The following is a 16,219-nucleotide window of genomic DNA, read 5'->3' as shown; positions in this document are numbered from 1 at the left end:
TCGCGCGCAGATCGGCGCCATTGGCCAGCAGATGCGTGGCAAAGGCGTGGCGCAGGGTGTGCGGCGTGACCTTCTCGGGCGAGACGCCACCGGTGACGGCGAGCTCCTTGATCAGCAGATAGAAGCGGTGCCGGGTCAGGTGGCCCTCCTTGCTGCGGGAGGGAAAGAGAAACCGCGAGGGTTTGTGTCCCTTGCTCTCGCGCAGCGCCTCTGCCGCATCGCGGCTGTGCAGCCAGGCAGACAGCGCGGCCCGTGCGGGCGGGGAGAGCGGCACCATGCGTTCCTTGCCGCCCTTGCCCAGGATCAGCAACATATTGGGATCCCCCCGCGCGGCGGAAACGGGCAGGGAGACCAGCTCGCTCACCCGCATGCCGGTGGCATAGAGGAGTTCCATCAGGCAGGTGTTGCGCTGCCGGTCGGCCTCGCTGCGGCCGGTTTGGCGGGCGGCCTCCAGGAGCCGGTCGACCTCGGCGATCTCCAGCGTTTTGGGCAGGGATTTGGCGCGACCGGGGCCTTTGATTTGAAGCGCGGGATTGTCCGCGCGCCAGCCTTCCTCAAAGGCGAAGCGATAGATCTGCTTGATCGCCGAGAGCCGCCGGGCGCGGGTGGCGCGGCTGAGCCCATCGGCATCGCAGGCAATCAGATACGCTTCAACGTCGCCCTGTTGTGCCTTGGAAAAGCTGAGATTTTTCGCCTTCATCCACTGCACCACATCGCGCAGGTCGCGGCCATAGGCCAGCAGCGTGTTGCGGGCGGCGCCCAGCTCGGCGGCCTGGGCCTCCAGAAAGGTGGAGATCCATTGCAGATCGTCATCCGGTGCGCGCATGGCTTATCCTCGCGGCAGCAGCAGGAGCTGCAAGGCGGCGCGGCGGGCGGTGTCCTCCAGCCCCATATGGCGAAAGGCCGCGAGCGACAGGGCGACGGCCTCCAGATTGCCATCGGCGCCATGAGAGAAGCTCTTGATGGTGACCAGAATCGCCTCGCCCAGCCGCCCCTGATCGAGCAGCAGCTTTTGCGCGGCGGGCATGCCGGTGTCCGGGGCAAAGCCCTGCGCGATCGCCCGTTGCAGTGCCGAGCCAGCCAGGGCGGGATCGGGTTGCCCCTGCGCCAGCGAGGCGAGGAAGCGATTGGCGTTGGACGGGTCAGGCGGCGTGGCGGCGGCGGCCTCGTAATCCGCAGAGAGCAGACGCAGGGTCCAGGCGGTCTGGGCGGCGGGGCCGGACAGCGTCAGCTCGGCGAGGCGCGGCGCAAAGAGATCGGCCATCGCCATCTCCAGCCCGGCGTCATGCGCGGCACGCCAGAGCGCGGGCAGGGTCTTGCGCACGGCCTCGGCGCTGCCGGTGCCCAGCGCGGTGTCAAAGCGTTGCACGGCGGCGACCCGGTCCCAGATCCCGCCCGATGCGGCCGGTTTACGGGCGGTGAACAGCCCCAGCAACTGGTTGGGGTTCATGGCGCGGCTGCGGGTCAGGCGCTCGGCGGCTTCCAGCTGGGCTTTCCAGCCGATGATGTCGCGCAGATCGGCGCTGGCAAAGGCGCGCGGCAGCGGCGCGGTGGGCATGGGCTCGCCGATCGCCTCGAAGATGCGGAACTCCAGCGGGGTGGGGCGCGCGGGCTGCGGCAGCGGCGGCATGCCCTCGTAGACGTCGGGGTTGAGAAAGCGATCCAGGAGCGCCAGCTCGGCGTCGGAGATCAGCTCCAGCGCATGGGCGGTGTCAAGCATCAGCGCCGCCGTGGGCCAGTCGCCCCGGCGGGCGGAGCAGAAGATGCGCGCCGCGTAATCCTGCGTCAGATAGGGATCGGCGGTGAGCGCCGCGCAGCTGCGATCTTCGTCGCCGTTCAACAACGTGGCGTCAAACCAGCGGGCAAAGCGGGCCGGGCTCTCGGTCGGGCCGGCGTCCTGCACCAGCGCCTGCACCGGGTCTACGGCGCCGCTGTCGCGCAGCCGGTCAAGCCGGGCCAGCAGCAGCTGGTCGCGGTCGCGAAAGGGGGGGCGGGCCTCGGTCAGAAGCAGGGTCATCAGGAGGGACTGCATCGCGGGCAGGTCGTTCACCGGCACATCGCGGATCAGCTCTGCCAGCCGCGCCGGGGCGCTGCCCTGCCAGAGCGTCAGCGGCAGGCCGGTCTGATTGGCCGAAACCAGCCCCACGGCAGGCAGCAAACGGTCCAGCGGCGTTACGGTGATATCGGGGCCACGGCCGGTCCGGGCGACCGGGGGTTCCAGCAGCAGGGTGGCGGGGATATTCGCCACTGGCGGTGCGGTCTCCAGCCAGTCGATGGCGCTGAGCGGATCGCGGGCCAGTCCCGGCGTGACCGAGAGCAACACTCCGCCGATCACCAGGGCTGCGGTCTTAATCGGCATTGAGCACCACGGGTTTGCGCATTTCCTCGGCGGGGGCCGAGAAATCCGCGCCAAACCAGGGGCCCAGATAGGCGTAGGCCACCAGCGCGATTGCCGCCAGAAAGATGAGGATAGCCAAGTATTTTATCAAACGTGCCATTGCGATGCCGTTGCCTGCTTCTTTGCCTGTTTTGCGAGTTTTATATATGGCCTTTTCGGCAATATCACGTCATTCACGGAAGAATGAGCGAAAAAGACCAAATCACCAGCGCGGTGGCAGAAAGTTGCGCGCCGGGGAGGCTGAAGAAAACCATTGTGCTGGTGGGCATGATGGGGGCCGGGAAAACCGCCGTGGGCCGCGCCTTGGCCGCACGGCTTCGGGTGCCATTTCTGGACAGCGACCACGAGATCGAGACGGCGGCGAATATGTCGATTCCCGAGATCTTTGCCCGCGATGGCGAGCCGTTCTTTCGCGAGAAGGAATATCAGGTCATTTGCCGTCTGCTGAAGGAAGAATGCGGTGTGCTCTCCACTGGCGGCGGCGCCTTTCTGGCAGAGCGGAACCGCAAGGTGATGACCGAGGCCGGGGTCTCGGTCTGCCTGCAAGCGGATCTGGATGTGCTGTGGCGGCGGGTCAAGGGGCGCGATTCGCGGCCTTTGTTGCGCTCGGCGGATCCCTATCAGACGCTATCGGACATCTATCACGCGCGGGCGCCGATCTATGCGCAGGCGGATGTGGTGGTGCAGTCGGATGGCCAGGTTTCGATCAATGACATGGTGGAACGGGTGCTGGAGGCCCTGCGCGCCCGCCCGGATGTAGTGGAGTTTGACTGATGGAACGAGTGGTTCATGTGCCGCTGGGATCGCGCGCCTATGACGTGGTGATCGGCCCGGATCTGCTGGCGCAGGCGGGCAAGCGGATCGCACCGCTGCTGAAACGCCCCCGGGTTGCGGTGCTGAGCGACGAGACCGTCGCCGCCCTGCATCTGGAGAGCCTGCGCGCCGGGCTTGCCGAGGCGGGCATCGAGATGGAAGCGCTGGCGCTGCCGGCGGGCGAGGCCACAAAGGGCTGGCCGCAGTTCACCCGCGCGGTGGAATGGCTGCTGGAGCAGAAGATCGAGCGCAATGATATCGTCGTCGCCTTTGGCGGCGGGGTGATTGGCGATCTGGCGGGCTTTGCCGCTGCGGTGCTGCGCCGGGGCGTGCGCTTTGTGCAGATCCCCACCTCGCTTCTGGCGCAGGTTGACAGCTCGGTGGGTGGCAAGACCGGCATCAACGCGCCGCAGGGCAAGAACCTGATCGGGGCCTTTCACCAGCCGACGCTGGTGCTGGCGGATACCGCGATCCTTGGTACGCTGACCGAACGGGATTTCCTCGCGGGCTACGGCGAGGTGGTGAAATACGGGCTGCTTGGCGACGCGACATTTTTTGACTGGCTGGAGGCCAACGCCCCGGCGATGGCAGCGGGCGATATGGCGCTGCGGGTCGAGGCGGTGGCGCGCTCGGTGCAGATGAAGGCCGATATCGTGGCGCGGGACGAAACGGAGCAGGGCGACCGGGCGCTATTGAACCTCGGCCATACCTTCTGCCATGCGCTGGAGGCGGCGACCGGCTACGGCGACCGGCTGTTGCACGGCGAGGGCGTGGCGATCGGCTGCGCGCTGGCCTTTGAGCTTTCGGCGCGGCTTGGCCTGTGCAGCCAGGAATGCCCCAGCCGGGTGCGGGCGCATCTCAAGGCGATGGGCATGAAGACCGATCTGGCCGATATTCCCGGCGATCTGCCTTCGGCGGCGGAGCTGGTGGCGCTGATGGGCCAGGACAAGAAAGTGGTCGGCGGCAAGCTGCATTTCATCCTCGCGCGCGACATTGGCGAGGCTTTTGTCACCGCCGATGTGCCGCAGGAAAAGGTGCTGGAGGTGCTGGAGGACGCGCTGCGCCAATGCGCCTGAGAGATCCGGTTGCCTGATCGCCCGGCGGCGACTTGGATGACTGAAAAAAAACACCCGGTGCGGATCGCACCGGGTGTTTTTGTCTCTGGCAGAGCGGATGGCTCAGAACGGGATTTCGTCGTCGTCGATGTTCTGCGAGGGGCCGCTGCCGCCGCCAAAGCCACCGCCCTGGTTGCCGCCGCCGTAGCCGCCACCGCTGCCACCGCCGTAGCTGCCGCCACCGCCGCCGAAATCGCCGCCGCCACCCTGGCCGCCGCCATAACCACCGCCGCTGCCACCGCCGCCTTCGCCGCGCCCGTCCAGCATGGTCAGCGTGCCGCCAAAGCCTTGCAGAACGATCTCGGTGCTATAGCGATCCTGGCCGTTCTGGTCCTGCCATTTGCGGGTTTGCAGCTGGCCTTCCACATAGACCTTGGAGCCCTTGCGCAGATATTGTTCGCACACGCGCACCAGGCCTTCGCTGAACACCGCGACAGAGTGCCATTCGGTGCGTTCGCGACGCTCGCCGGTGTTGCGGTCTTTCCAGGTTTCAGAGGTGGCGATGCGCAGGTTGCACACCTTGCCGCCATTCTGGAAACTGCGCACTTCCGGGTCGCGCCCCAGATTGCCGATGAGCATTACTTTGTTCAGGGATCCGGCCATGAGGGTCCTGTCCTTTGTTTCTTGTCAGATCTTGAGCGGTTGCGACGGATCGCCGGGACGGGAGGTCGAATCCCATCCATTGCCTGTCGGCCAGAGTAACCATCCTGGCCCCGCGATGAAAGGGCAGCTGGCCCCGCGAGGCCCCGGGATGGATCATAAAATGGCTATTGGGTTATAGGAAAATGTGGATATCTTCCATTTGCCGCGAAGTTGACTATATTGCCTCCAGCCGAATTATCAGATTGCTGCCTATTGTGATGCGACGCCTTACAACCGCTGCCCTGCTTCTGTCCGTCTGCACCGCCCCTGCGGTGGCAGGGGACCTGTTTTCAGATAAATCCAAGCGCAAGATGTTTGCCGCCCAGACCAAGTTTCTGGACACGCGGGCGGCAACGCAATATCGCGCCTCGGAGCGGCTGAAGCCCGATAGTCTGAAAGACGATATTCTGCCGATCTATAATGGCAGCTATCGTGGCGAGTATCTGGAGGTCGCCCGCAGCGCGGCCCGTGCCCATGGGGTGCCGGAGGATCTGTTCCTGCGCCTGGTGCAGCAGGAAAGCAACTGGAACCCTGCCGCGACCTCGCACAAGGGGGCGGTCGGCCTTGCGCAATTGATGCCGGGCACCGCGCAGATCCTGGGGGTGGATCCCAAGGTCCCGGCCGAGAACCTGCGCGGCGGCGCCAAATACCTTGCCCAGCAGTACCGGGCCTTTGGCTCCTGGCGGCTGGCGCTGGCGGCCTATAATGCCGGGCCGGATGCGGTGAAAAAACACGGCGGCGTGCCACCTTACGCGGAAACGCAAACCTATGTGCGCAAGATTCTCGGCTCCTGAGGGGGCCTATTGCGCGGCTTTTTGCCGGCGTTAACCATTTGCCCCGGCTTCTGCGTTAACCGGTCATTAATCTGCCTTAATCAGAGGTAAATTCTCCCTTCAACACGGAGGGAAGACGGGTGAGTGCAAAGACGTTTGAGGGTCGGGTGGATCGCATGGGCTGGGAACCCGGCGCGCGCCCCCGGCCAGAGCTGGTCGAGGCGGTGCTGAAACAGCATGGCCGCGCGGATCGGCGCGAGATTGGCCCCATGCTCTGGGGGGTGACCCTGGGGGCGCTTCTGGGCCTGTTGCTGAAGGGGCTGACGGGGCCGGTCGCGGGCAGCGAGATCGGTCTGATCGGACAGCTCGCGGTGATGCTGGGGCTTGCCGGGCTCCTGGCCTCGGTGATCCTGGCGCTGGTTGCGGCGCTGCGCGCAGAGCAACGGCCAAAACTGTTTCAATTTGCGGCAATCAACCTGCTGACGCTCGCCATTGTGCAGCTGGTCTGAGCTCTGAGCGCGGCACCGCGCGCGCAAAACAAGGCATACCCGCGGGTGGGACTGTGGGGGACGAGAAAGGGCGCATTCTACGGGATGCGTCCTTTCTGCATCTGGAATTTGACGCCGATCTGGTCTAGGCCCGACCTTGGAATTTCCGGAGACGATTATGAATAAAGCATTTTGCCCCGCAACCCTCCTCTTGTTGTGCAGTCTTCCCGCGATGGCTGCGGAGTTCCCCACGCGTGAGGCGCTGGGGGAGGCTTTGTTCTTTGAGACGGATCTGTCGGCCAACCGCACGCAATCCTGCGCCAGCTGCCACGACCCGGAGGTGGGCTTTGCCGATCCGCGCCGGGATGCGGAGGGCGCGTTCTCACGGGGTGATGACGGTCAGTCGCTGGGCGGGCGCAATGCGCCGACGGCGGCCTATGCGGTGCTGTCGCCGGTGTTTCATCAGGACGAGGATGGCGAATGGGTCGGTGGCCAGTTCTGGGACGGGCGCGCGGCGGATCTGGCCGAACAGGCCGGGGGGCCGATCCTGAATCCAATCGAACTGGGCATGGCGAACAAGGCCGACGCGGTGGCGCGCCTGGCGGAACACCCGGATTATGTCGCCGCCTTTCAGACGCTGTATGATGTGGATATCACCTCGGACACCACGGCGCAGGAGGGCTATGCGGCGCTCAGCGATGCCATCGGCGCCTTTGAGAAAACCGACGTCTTCCGCCCCTTTGACAGCAAATATGACCGCTATCTGCGCGGCGAGGTCGAGCTGACCAAAATGGAAGAGCTGGGCCGCTTGCTGTTCTTTTCTCAGCAATTCACCAATTGCAACCAATGCCATCAGCTGCGCCGCAGCGGCCTGGATGTTGCGGAGCCCTTTACGGATTATCGCTATCACAACATCGGGGTGCCGGCGAATCTGCCGGGGCGGGCGGAAAACGGTGTTGCGGCAGATTTTGTGGACAATGGCTTGTTTGAAAATCCGCGCGTGGATGACCCCGATCATCGCGGCAAGTTCAAAACACCCACCCTGCGCAATGTGGCGGTGACCGGCCCCTATATGCACAATGGTGTCTTCAAGGATCTGCGCACCGTGGTGCTGTTTTATAACAAGTACAACAGCAAGGCAGAAAACGCCCAGATCAACCCGGAAACCGGGGCGCCCTGGGGCGATGCGCCGGTGCCAGAGACCCTTTCCACCAAGGAACTGACCCATGGTCCGGCTCTGGAAGCGCGCCGGGTGGATGCGCTGGTGGCCTTCTTGAAAACCCTGACGGATGCGCGCTACGAACACCTGTTGGAGGAGTGAGCCGGGCCGCTTTATGGCGGCCTTCCGTCAAATTCCAAGAAAAAGACACAATTTAGACCCAGCTGCTTTACCGGTGATTCACTTCTATCCAGCAATTTCGGCCTCATCGTTACAGAAGGGCGAACATCACATGCTGGTAGAAAACAGCCACTCCCAAGATGCCTTGGCTGAGGCAATCCAAACCGTAGACACTCTGATGGCCACGGGTAAATATGCGCGCTCTCTGAGCGTGATGCTGCCCTATGTGCAGGCGGGCGAGCTTGATCTCGACCTCCTGGACCGGACCGCGGATTGTTTCTTTGAAATGCGCGACTATGACAATGCGATCATGGTCATGCGTCACGTCACCGAAAATTTCCCCGACGACGCGGGCAGCTGGGGCAAACTGGGCCTGATGCTGCAAACCAAGGGCGAGCTGGATGCAGCGGTTGCCGCCTTTGAAAAGGTTCTGAGCATGGAGCCGAATTCGATCCCGGCGCTGACCGCGCTCAACGGGATTGAGACATTCACCCCCGACAACCTCTACGCCCAGCGGCTGCTGGCCCTGTCCGAACGGGATGATCTGGACACCAATCGCCGGGCTCTGGTTCATCATGCGCTGGCGCAGATTGCCCATGCCGCAGGTGAGATCAACACCGCCTTTACCCTGTTCCAATCCTCTCGTCAGAGTGTCGCGGGCGCCTTTGCTCCGGCGATTTTTGACGAAATGGTTGCCGAACAAGAGCAAATGTTCGAGCCGCGCGCCGTAGATACCGACAGCGCCGTGCTGCCCAAGATCGTCTTTATCGGCGGCATGCCGATGGCGGGCACCGGGCTGGTGGATCGGATCCTGTCGGAGCACAAGAACGTCTTTAGCGTTGGCGAAAACGCCGCGCTGTCACGCACCCATGGCGCCATTCGCATGCATCTGGCAAAAACCGGACGTCCCTGCAACTACTGGGACTGGATGGACCAGCTGAACACGGAAGAGATTGAAATTTTCCGCCAGTATTATCTGGAACGCGCCATGGGCGGCCAGGTTGCCGGTGGCAAGACCATCGTCGATGCGCATCCGCTGGGCTGTCTGGAGTTCGCCCTGGCGCAGTTCCTGTTCCCGGAAGCCAAATTCGTCTTTATGTCCCGCCACCCGCTGGAGACCGCGCTGGCGAATGTTGCCTCCAACGTGCTGAACGGCAACGCCATGGCCTCCCGCGCGGAATGGATCGGCAAGGTCACCCGCACCGTCTATGCCTCTGCCTTCAACTACGCGGAAAAGCTGGGCGATGCGATGCGCTTCCAGTCCTACGAGGCGCTGGTGCAGAACCCGGAACAGGAAATCAACCTGCTGCTGGATCACGCCGGCCTGGACTTTGACAGCGCCTGCCTCACGCCGACGCCGCTGTGCAAGCCGGAAAACATCGCCACCTCGCTGGGTCATGAGGAACTGACCCCGGCGAGCCAGGGCAAATGGCAGGCCTATGCCGAACAGCTGCAACCGGTGAAGGATATGCTCGGCGGTGACCGTTGGATCGACGCCTGGCAGGCGCTGGACGACAACCTGCGCTAAGGTGGCTCGCGCTCCTATGCGGGGGGCTTTCTCCTCGCATGGGGGCGTGATCACCGCCAAGATCATGCTGTAATGCTTTGTCTTTGAACGATAAAAGGACCTCACGTGGATCGACGTGAGGTCCTTTTTTGATCTGTTTGACGCCGGGTTATTCGGCGGCGATCTTGATGACGGGTTCCATGTTCGCAAAAACCTCCTCGCTGAGGTGACATTTGATCTGATGCCCGTTGGCCATGGTGCGGATCGGCGGAACCTCCTTCTCGCAGAGGCCGCCGGGGACCTCGGATTTCCAGCGACAGCGGGTCTGGAAAGGGCAGCCCGAGGGCGGATTCATCGCCGAGGGGATATCGCCGTCCAGCACGATATGGGTCTTCTGGATCGACGTATCGGCGATGGGAACCGCCGAAAGCAGCGCCTCGGTATAGGGATGATAGGGCGGCGAGAACACCTGATCCGTATCGCCCAGCTCCACCACATGGCCGAGATACATCACCATCACCCGATCCGACAGGTAACGCACGATCGACAGGTCATGCGAGATGAACAGGAGCGTGGTTTTCTCGTTGCGCTGGATCTCCATCAACAGATCGGTCACCGCTGCCTGCACCGACACATCAAGCGCCGAGACCGGCTCATCCGCCACCACGATGCGCGCCCCGCCGGCAAAGGCCCGGGCAATGCCGACCCGCTGTTTCTGCCCGCCCGAGAGCTGACGCGGCATGCGATCGGCAAAGGCGCGCGGCAGTTTCACAAGGTCCAGAAGCTCCAGCATGCGCTGTTTGCGCTCGGCGTCGCTGTCGCCGATGCCAAAGATATCCAGCGCCCGGATGATCTGGCGGCCCACGGTCATCGAGGGGTTCAGCGTGTCAAAGGGGTTCTGGAACACCATCTGCACATCAGCGATGGTGCGCGCATCCCGCGACTGGATCGGGATATGCTCGATATTGCGCCCATCCAGCAGGATTTCGCCATCGGTCGCCGTCTCCAGCCCCATCAAGACCTTGGCAAAGGTGGATTTGCCGCAGCCCGATTCGCCAACAATGGCGAGGGTCTCGGATTCGCGGGCCTCAAAGCTCAGGGTTTCATTGGCTTTGACCACCTTGGTGGTGCCGCCGCCAAACAGCGCATTGGCCGCCACCTCGTAGTATTTCTTCAGATTGTCCATCTTGAGAACAACGCGGCCCGGCTCGTTCTTTTCCTTCTGCTCGCCAACATGGATCGGCGCATCCCAGTCGATCTCCTGAAACTTCAGGCAGCGGGTATGATGGCGCTCGTTGTCGGGCACCGGCGACATCAGGATATCGCCGGCGTCACAGCGCCCGGCCTCGAAATAATCGCAGCGCGGGCCGAAGTTACAGCCCGGGGGCCGCTCGTGGGGCAGGGGAAAGTTGCCGGGGATCGCCACCAGCGGACGTGAGTTCTTGTCCGCCCCGGGCAGCGGGATCGAGCGAAACAGCGCCTGCGTATAGGGGTGGCGCATGCTGTCAAACACATCCTCGATGGAGCCGCGCTCCACCGCCTCGCCGGAATACATCACGCAAATCCGGTCACAGGTTTCCAGCACCAGGCCGAGGTTATGGGAAATGAACAGCATCGAGGTGCCGTATTTCTTGCCCAGATCCCTGACCAGCTCGACCACCGCCGCCTCCACCGTCACGTCGAGCGCGGTTGTGGGCTCATCCAGAATCAGCAGCGAGGGCTTGGACATCAAGGCCATGGCGATGACGATCCGCTGCTGCTGCCCCCCCGACAGCTGGTGCGGATAGGAGTTCAGCATCCGCTTGGGGTCAGGCAGTTTCACATCCGTGACCACCTCCAGCGCGCGGGCATATGCCTCTTTCTCGGTGATCCCCTCGTGGATCATCGGTACTTCCATCAGCTGTTTGCCGATCTTCATCGCCGGGTTCAGCGAGGCCATCGGCTCCTGATAGATCATCGCGATCTCGTTTCCGCGCACATCGCGCAGCTCTTCCGCGCTCATGTCGGCCAGATCGCGGCCCTTGAACTTGATCGAGCCGCCAACGATGCGGCCGTTCTTGCCCAGATCCTGCATCACCCCCAGCGCAACGGTGGATTTGCCGCAACCGGATTCGCCCACCAGCCCGACCGCCTCGCCGGGCTGCACCGAGACGGAGAAATCCATCACCGCGGGAATTTCGCGCAGACGGGTGAAAAAGGAGATGGACAGTTTGTCGATCTCCAGGATCGGCCCCTCATACTCTGCAAGTTTGCTCATTTTTGTCTCCCTGGTGGGCATGAGAAACCTATCGTTTCATCTTGCCCAAAATACCTCGGGGGTCCGGGGGCGGCGCCCCCGGCCACGGTCACATCAGTCTTTCAGGCTCTCTTCGCGCAGACCATCGGCCAGCAGGTTCAGCCCCAGAACCAGGCTCATCAGGGCGACGGCGGGCGGCAGCGCCGGGTGCAGGTAGATCTGCAAGAGCTTGCGCCCGTCATTGATGGTGGACCCCCAGTCCGGGCTTTCCGGCGGCAGGCCAAGGCCAAAGAAGCCCAGGGTGCCAAGCAGGATCGTGGTATAGCCGATACGCAGGCAGAAATCGACGATCAGCGGTCCGCGCACGTTGGGCAGGATTTCCCACAGCATGATGTACCAGGGACGCTCGCCCCGGGTTTGCGCGGCGGCGACGTAATCGCGGGATTTGATGTCCATGGTCAGGCCGCGCACGATGCGGAACACCGTGGGCGAGTTCACAAAGACCACCGAGACAAAAACCACCAGAACGCCGCCGGGCACGTCAAAGAAGTCCAGCGGCCAAAAGTCGATCTTGGAGCCCGGCGCATTGACCAGCGACAGATAGAGCAGCGCCATCGGCACCAGCACCACCGCCAGCCACAGTTTGTTCTTGGAGGGCTGGGTTCGGAATCGCGAGTGGATCAGCACGCCGCAAAAGATCAGCGGGAAGGCAAAGAGCACCACCGCCATATATTGCGGCAGGCCCGTTGCCACGATCTCGGGCGTGACCAGCAGGTAGAACATCAGAATCACCGGGAAGGCGAGGATCAGGTTGGCCAAGAAAGACAGCACCGTATCCAGACGGCCGCCGTAATAACCCGCAGGCAGCCCCAGGGTGATACCCACCATAAAGGCAAAGAGCGTCGCGAGCGGGGCATATTTCAGCACCTCCCAGGCGCCTTTGACCATGCGGGAAAACACGTCGCGCGCCAGGTTGTCGCCGCCCAGCAGATACCAGGCATAGTCTCCGGCCTCGGCGCCGCGCACGGGGGTGCCGGGCACCTTGTTCTTCATGCCCGAGAGCTGCGCCAGCGGGTCATGGGTGGCGATCAGATCCATGGCGGCAAAAACGCCCGTGAACACCCAGAACATCACCAGCGCAAAGCCGATCATGCCGATCGGGCTGTCAAACAGCTTGCCATAAAGGCCCAGCCGCCGCTTGAAGCTGATTGAGAGGCCAAACAAAATCACCAGCGCCGCCCAGGTCGGCAGCAACTGGCGCGACATGGCGCCGATGATCCCGGCGCCACTGCCGAGCGTCAGGCCAAGCAGCACATAGGCCAGCGCCAGCACCGCCACCGCGAAAAAGGTGGTGCGCACGCCGAGGCTGGCCATGGCCTGCGGATTGCCGGCGAGGGTCATGGTGCCATCGGCATTGGCCACATGGCGGGTGCCGGCGGTCAGGATGCTGACGCCCATCCAGAGCAGGATGCTCGCGGCCAGCAGCACCAGGGCGATCAGAAAGATCGGGTTGATAAAGGCAAGAGAGCCAGTCCAGGTCAAAGGATCCATGATGAGCCTCCTGTCTTAAGCGATACGGATACGGGGGTTCAGGAACACATAGCCGATATCGGAAATCAGCTGCGTGAGCAGAACCACCACGACGGAGACAACAGAAACGGCGAGCAGCAGCTCGATATCATTGTTGCTTGCAGCCTCGACCAGCGCCCAGCCAAAACCTTTGTAGTTAAACAGGCTTTCGACGATCACCACGCCGTTCAGCAGCCAGGGGAACTGGAGCATGATGACGGTGAAGGGCGCGATCAGCGCGTTGCGCAGCGCGTGTTTCAGCACGATATTGCCAAAGCTCACGCCCTTGAGCCGGGCGGTGCGGATATATTGCGCGGTCATCACCTCGGTCATCGAGGCCCGCGTCATCCGGGCGATATAGCCCATGCCATAGAGCGCGATCGTCAGCACCGGCAGAAAGAAATTCTCGAACGTTGGGTTTTCCATCGCCGCGGTGGCGGTGCCCTTGAACCATTTGAGCCCCACGGTGGAGGAGGCAAAGACCGCGATGAAGATCACCCCGGAGACATATTCAGGCGTTGCGGTGGTCATGATCGACACGGTCGAGAGCGAGCGATCCAGCGCAGAGCCTTCGCGCATGCCCGCCAGCACACCAATGATCAGCGCCGAGGGCACCATCAGGATCAGCACCCACATCATCAGATAGCCGGTATTGCCGAGCCGGGTTTCGATGATCTCGCCCACATCGGTCTTGAACCGGGTGGAATAGCCCCAGTCGCCCTGAAGGATGCCGCAATAGCGCGGCGCCTGGGCGGCGATTTCTGCTGTCGCGGTGCCGTCGATGCAGCGCCCGGTGATGCCATCCTCGCCCTCGCGGGTCCAGCCGGGCACCACGCCGAGCCATTGACCGTATTTGATGGCGATGGGCTGACCGTAGCCGTTTTTATCCAGCCAACTGGCCACGGCCTCATCCGACATGCGGAAGTTGCCCTCGGTCTTGGCGAGCTTTTCTAGGTTCGGATAGAGGTTGGTCAGGAAGAACACGATGAACGTCAGGCACAACGCCGTAATGATCATCACGCCCGAACGACGCAGAATAAATAGTCCCATTGGATCCCCTGCAGACTGGCGGTCGGCTGGCCCGGATACAGATCGGATCTGGGAAATCCGAAACGGGGGCCGTGAAATGCGATTTGATTTTTTGTTGTTTCACGCATGGCGGCCCCCGGCTGAAACAGCCGGAGGCGCGCAGTCAGACTTGGCTATGACCGCAAGGGATCAAGCAGCCCAGCCCCATTTGTGGTGGTGATGCTCGTAGGTGATGTGCATATCCGCCCCCATCACACCTTCGCGCATGTGGTTATAGAGCGATTTCCAGTAGGGCTGGATGGTCACGCCTTCGTCCTGGATCAAGGCTTCGCCACGGGCGACAACTTCGCGGCGCTTGTCGACATCCGCAATCGCCAGCGCTTCGAGCAGGATGGCGTCGAAATCGGCGTTGGACCAGCCAAATTCGTTCCAGGCTTCGCCGCTGCGATAGGCCAGCGCCCAGATCTGCACGCCCAGCGGACGGTGGTTCCAGTTGGTGGAGCTGAACGGATATTTGGTCCAGTCGTTCCAGAAGGTGGAGCCCGGCAGAACGGTCCGTTTCACCTTGAAGCCCGCGTCGCGCAGCTGTGCCGCCACCGCATCGGTGGTGTTCTTGCGCCAGTCGTCGTCGATAGAGATGATCTCATGCTCGAAATCCATCATGCCGGCGTCTTCCATCAGGGCGCGGGCAGCTTCGACGTTCACTTCGCGCTTGGGCAGCGGGGCATATTCCGGGTGCGCCGGGCCAACATGGTGGTTTTCGGCCACTTCGCCACGGTTGCCATAGCCGAGTTCGAGGCAGACGGCATTGTCAACGGCCATGGTGATGGCCTGACGGACGCGCGGATCGGCATAGGGTTTCATGCCGTCCACTTCGGCGAGCTGGTTGGGGCGGATAACAACGGTCGCCATGGTCACAACTTCGGATTTCTTGAAGCCCAGCGCATCCATCACGTCGATGAATTCACCAACGGATTCATAGAGCAGGTCGACTTCTTCCGATTCCAGCGCCGAGAGCCAGGAGGAGGGATCGGTGCCGAAGTCGATATATTCGATGCTGTCGAGCGCCGGTTTGCCAAAGACCGCCTCGCCCCACCAGGTGTGATCCTCGTTGCGGGTAAGGGTCGCTTTTACGCCGACTTCCAGCTCGGAGAGCAGATAGGGGCCGGTGCCGACAGCGTTTTGCACGTCGTTGGCGTCAAAATTGGCATGGGTGAGCGCGGCCGGATAGTCGGCCATGCCGGGAATAATGGTGATGTCGGAATGCGGCAGCTTCAGTTTGACGGTGTGGCTGTCCACAACTTCGATCGCGCCTTCGATGGCCTGGTTGGTCTCGGGGTCGATCAGCGAGGCAAAGCGGCCGGCCATGGAGTTGCCTTCCAGGTCCTTGTCGCACCAGCCGGCAATATTGCGGGCCACGTCTTCGGCGGTGAAATCATCGCCGTTGTTCCACTTCACGCCCTTGCGGACATGCAGGACATATTCGTCGGCGGCGTCATTGACGTCCCAGCCTTCGAGCAGCATCGGCGTGAAGGAGCCGTCGTTTTCATATTCGACCAGATATTCCAGGGTGCCGCGGGTGACATTGGCGATCTGGGACCAGTCAAAGGTGCGCGGATCTTTCAGGCCGCGAACATCCATCTGAACGCGCAGGGTGCCGCCCTCTTGCATGCCGTCTGCCGCGCGGGCCGGTGCAGAGAGACCGATCATCCCATATGCGGCTGCGGTCGAGACCCCCAGGGCGGTGGCGCGGGTCAGGAATTCGCGGCGGGAAATCTTGCCGCTCTTCAATTCCGTCGCATGCATCTCTGCCGCCCAATGGGTGGGGCTGCTCTTGCGTGTGGTGGTGGTCATTGGTTTCTCCCTGTACTAGACCGTCTTGCGGGTTGTGTCCTCGGGCGAGGCCCACCTGCTGCGGGCTACTTTATGGCGCGTTGAGGCTATTGAATTGTCACAATGTTTCCTCAACAGCCCTATACGGCAACAGATCGGAAGCGAGGTCAATGCACAGTATCGGCACTCGATGAAGAAAAAGCGACATTGCTTCTGTCGTTTTCAGGGATGCGGCGCCCAGTTTCGAAAAAACGACGGGTTTTAGGTCCGCTGTCACAGAATTGAGCAAGGTCAGCCAGCCAGAGCCTGTGCCGGGTCGTGTTTCTGGGCCATTTTGCGCAGCGCGCTTGGGGTTTCGCCGGTGTGCTGGGTGATGAAACGGGTGAAATAGGCGGCGCTGCCAAAGCCCAGCGCATCGGCAATGTCGCGCATTGGCAGGCTGGTGCGGATCAGCAGGCTGCGGGCTGCGTGCAGCTG

At 62.6% G+C, this 16,219-nt stretch carries 15 protein-coding genes; 6 read left to right on the top strand and 9 right to left on the bottom strand.

Features of this window, described 5'->3' with window-relative positions:
• From HCZ87_RS14335 to HCZ87_RS14325, 3 genes are all read right to left on the bottom strand, one after another.
• Window positions 1–826, bottom strand: an 826-nt coding sequence (locus HCZ87_RS14335) for a tyrosine-type recombinase/integrase (protein ID WP_167644676.1), incomplete at its 3' end; no start/stop codon positions are given.
• A gap of 3 nt (window positions 827–829) precedes the next feature.
• The gene (locus HCZ87_RS14330) at window positions 830–2,359 is read right to left on the bottom strand and encodes a hypothetical protein (RefSeq protein WP_167644675.1); all 1,530 of its coding nucleotides are present in this window, start codon (window positions 2,357–2,359) and stop codon (window positions 830–832) included.
• Entirely contained in the window at window positions 2,349–2,498 is a 150-nt protein-coding gene (locus HCZ87_RS14325) for a hypothetical protein (RefSeq protein WP_167644673.1), read from the bottom strand. The genes HCZ87_RS14330 and HCZ87_RS14325 overlap by 11 nt, the downstream gene beginning before the upstream one ends.
• Window positions 2,499–2,581: 83 nt before the next feature.
• Between HCZ87_RS14325 and HCZ87_RS14320 the strand changes: the two genes are divergently transcribed.
• The gene (locus HCZ87_RS14320; RefSeq protein ID WP_167644671.1) at window positions 2,582–3,172 is read left to right on the top strand and encodes a shikimate kinase; all 591 of its coding nucleotides are present in this window, start codon (window positions 2,582–2,584) and stop codon (window positions 3,170–3,172) included.
• Window positions 3,172–4,287 (top strand): 3-dehydroquinate synthase, encoded by a 1,116-nt coding sequence (aroB, locus tag HCZ87_RS14315; RefSeq protein WP_167644669.1) that lies wholly within the window; start codon window positions 3,172–3,174, stop codon window positions 4,285–4,287. Before HCZ87_RS14320 ends, aroB begins: the two co-directional genes overlap by 1 nt.
• A gap of 102 nt (window positions 4,288–4,389) precedes the next feature.
• Here the strand turns inward: aroB and ssb are convergent, their stop codons facing one another.
• Entirely contained in the window at window positions 4,390–4,929 is a 540-nt protein-coding gene (ssb, locus tag HCZ87_RS14310) for a single-stranded DNA-binding protein (protein ID WP_167644667.1), read from the bottom strand.
• Between the two features lie 257 nt (window positions 4,930–5,186).
• Here ssb and HCZ87_RS14305 point away from each other — a divergent pair, with 257 nt between their 5' ends.
• The 4 genes from HCZ87_RS14305 (at window position 5,187) to HCZ87_RS14290 (ending at window position 9,096) form a co-directional block, all read left to right on the top strand.
• Window positions 5,187–5,762 (top strand): lytic transglycosylase domain-containing protein, encoded by a 576-nt coding sequence (locus HCZ87_RS14305; RefSeq protein ID WP_167644665.1) that lies wholly within the window; start codon window positions 5,187–5,189, stop codon window positions 5,760–5,762.
• Window positions 5,763–5,881: 119 nt separating this feature from the next.
• On the top strand, window positions 5,882–6,250 hold the full coding sequence (locus tag HCZ87_RS14300) for a hypothetical protein (protein WP_167644663.1): 369 nt from the start codon (window positions 5,882–5,884) through the stop codon (window positions 6,248–6,250).
• Window positions 6,251–6,407: 157 nt separating this feature from the next.
• A complete protein-coding gene (locus HCZ87_RS14295) occupies window positions 6,408–7,550 on the top strand; it encodes a cytochrome-c peroxidase (protein WP_167644661.1) in 1,143 nt (380 codons plus the stop codon).
• A 196-nt stretch (window positions 7,551–7,746) separates the two neighbouring features.
• Window positions 7,747–9,096 (top strand): tetratricopeptide repeat-containing sulfotransferase family protein, encoded by a 1,350-nt coding sequence (locus HCZ87_RS14290; RefSeq protein ID WP_254868654.1) that lies wholly within the window; start codon window positions 7,747–7,749, stop codon window positions 9,094–9,096.
• A gap of 148 nt (window positions 9,097–9,244) precedes the next feature.
• On the opposite strand, the gene HCZ87_RS14285 is transcribed toward HCZ87_RS14290, so the two are convergent.
• From HCZ87_RS14285 to HCZ87_RS14265, 5 genes are all read right to left on the bottom strand, one after another.
• Window positions 9,245–11,332 carry an ABC transporter ATP-binding protein gene (locus HCZ87_RS14285; RefSeq protein ID WP_167644657.1) on the bottom strand — a complete coding sequence of 696 codons (2,088 nt, stop codon included), beginning with the start codon at window positions 11,330–11,332 and terminating at the stop codon, window positions 9,245–9,247.
• 93 nt (window positions 11,333–11,425) lie between these two features.
• On the bottom strand, window positions 11,426–12,862 hold the full coding sequence (locus HCZ87_RS14280; RefSeq protein ID WP_167644655.1) for an ABC transporter permease: 1,437 nt from the start codon (window positions 12,860–12,862) through the stop codon (window positions 11,426–11,428).
• A gap of 15 nt (window positions 12,863–12,877) precedes the next feature.
• The gene (locus tag HCZ87_RS14275; RefSeq protein ID WP_167644653.1) at window positions 12,878–13,930 is read right to left on the bottom strand and encodes an ABC transporter permease; all 1,053 of its coding nucleotides are present in this window, start codon (window positions 13,928–13,930) and stop codon (window positions 12,878–12,880) included.
• 168 nt (window positions 13,931–14,098) lie between these two features.
• Complete coding sequence (locus tag HCZ87_RS14270; RefSeq protein WP_167644651.1) at window positions 14,099–15,763, bottom strand: ABC transporter substrate-binding protein; 1,665 nt, start codon at window positions 15,761–15,763, stop codon at window positions 14,099–14,101.
• A gap of 270 nt (window positions 15,764–16,033) precedes the next feature.
• Window positions 16,034–16,219 (bottom strand): helix-turn-helix domain-containing protein (locus HCZ87_RS14265; protein ID WP_167644649.1); only part of this gene is annotated, 186 nt, incomplete at its 5' end.

Source organism: Phaeobacter sp. HF9A, assembly GCF_011806385.1.
GTDB lineage: Bacteria > Pseudomonadota > Alphaproteobacteria > Rhodobacterales > Rhodobacteraceae > Epibacterium.
Note: the sequence above shows the minus strand (reverse complement) of the source record. Positions and strands in the feature narration are given on the sequence as shown.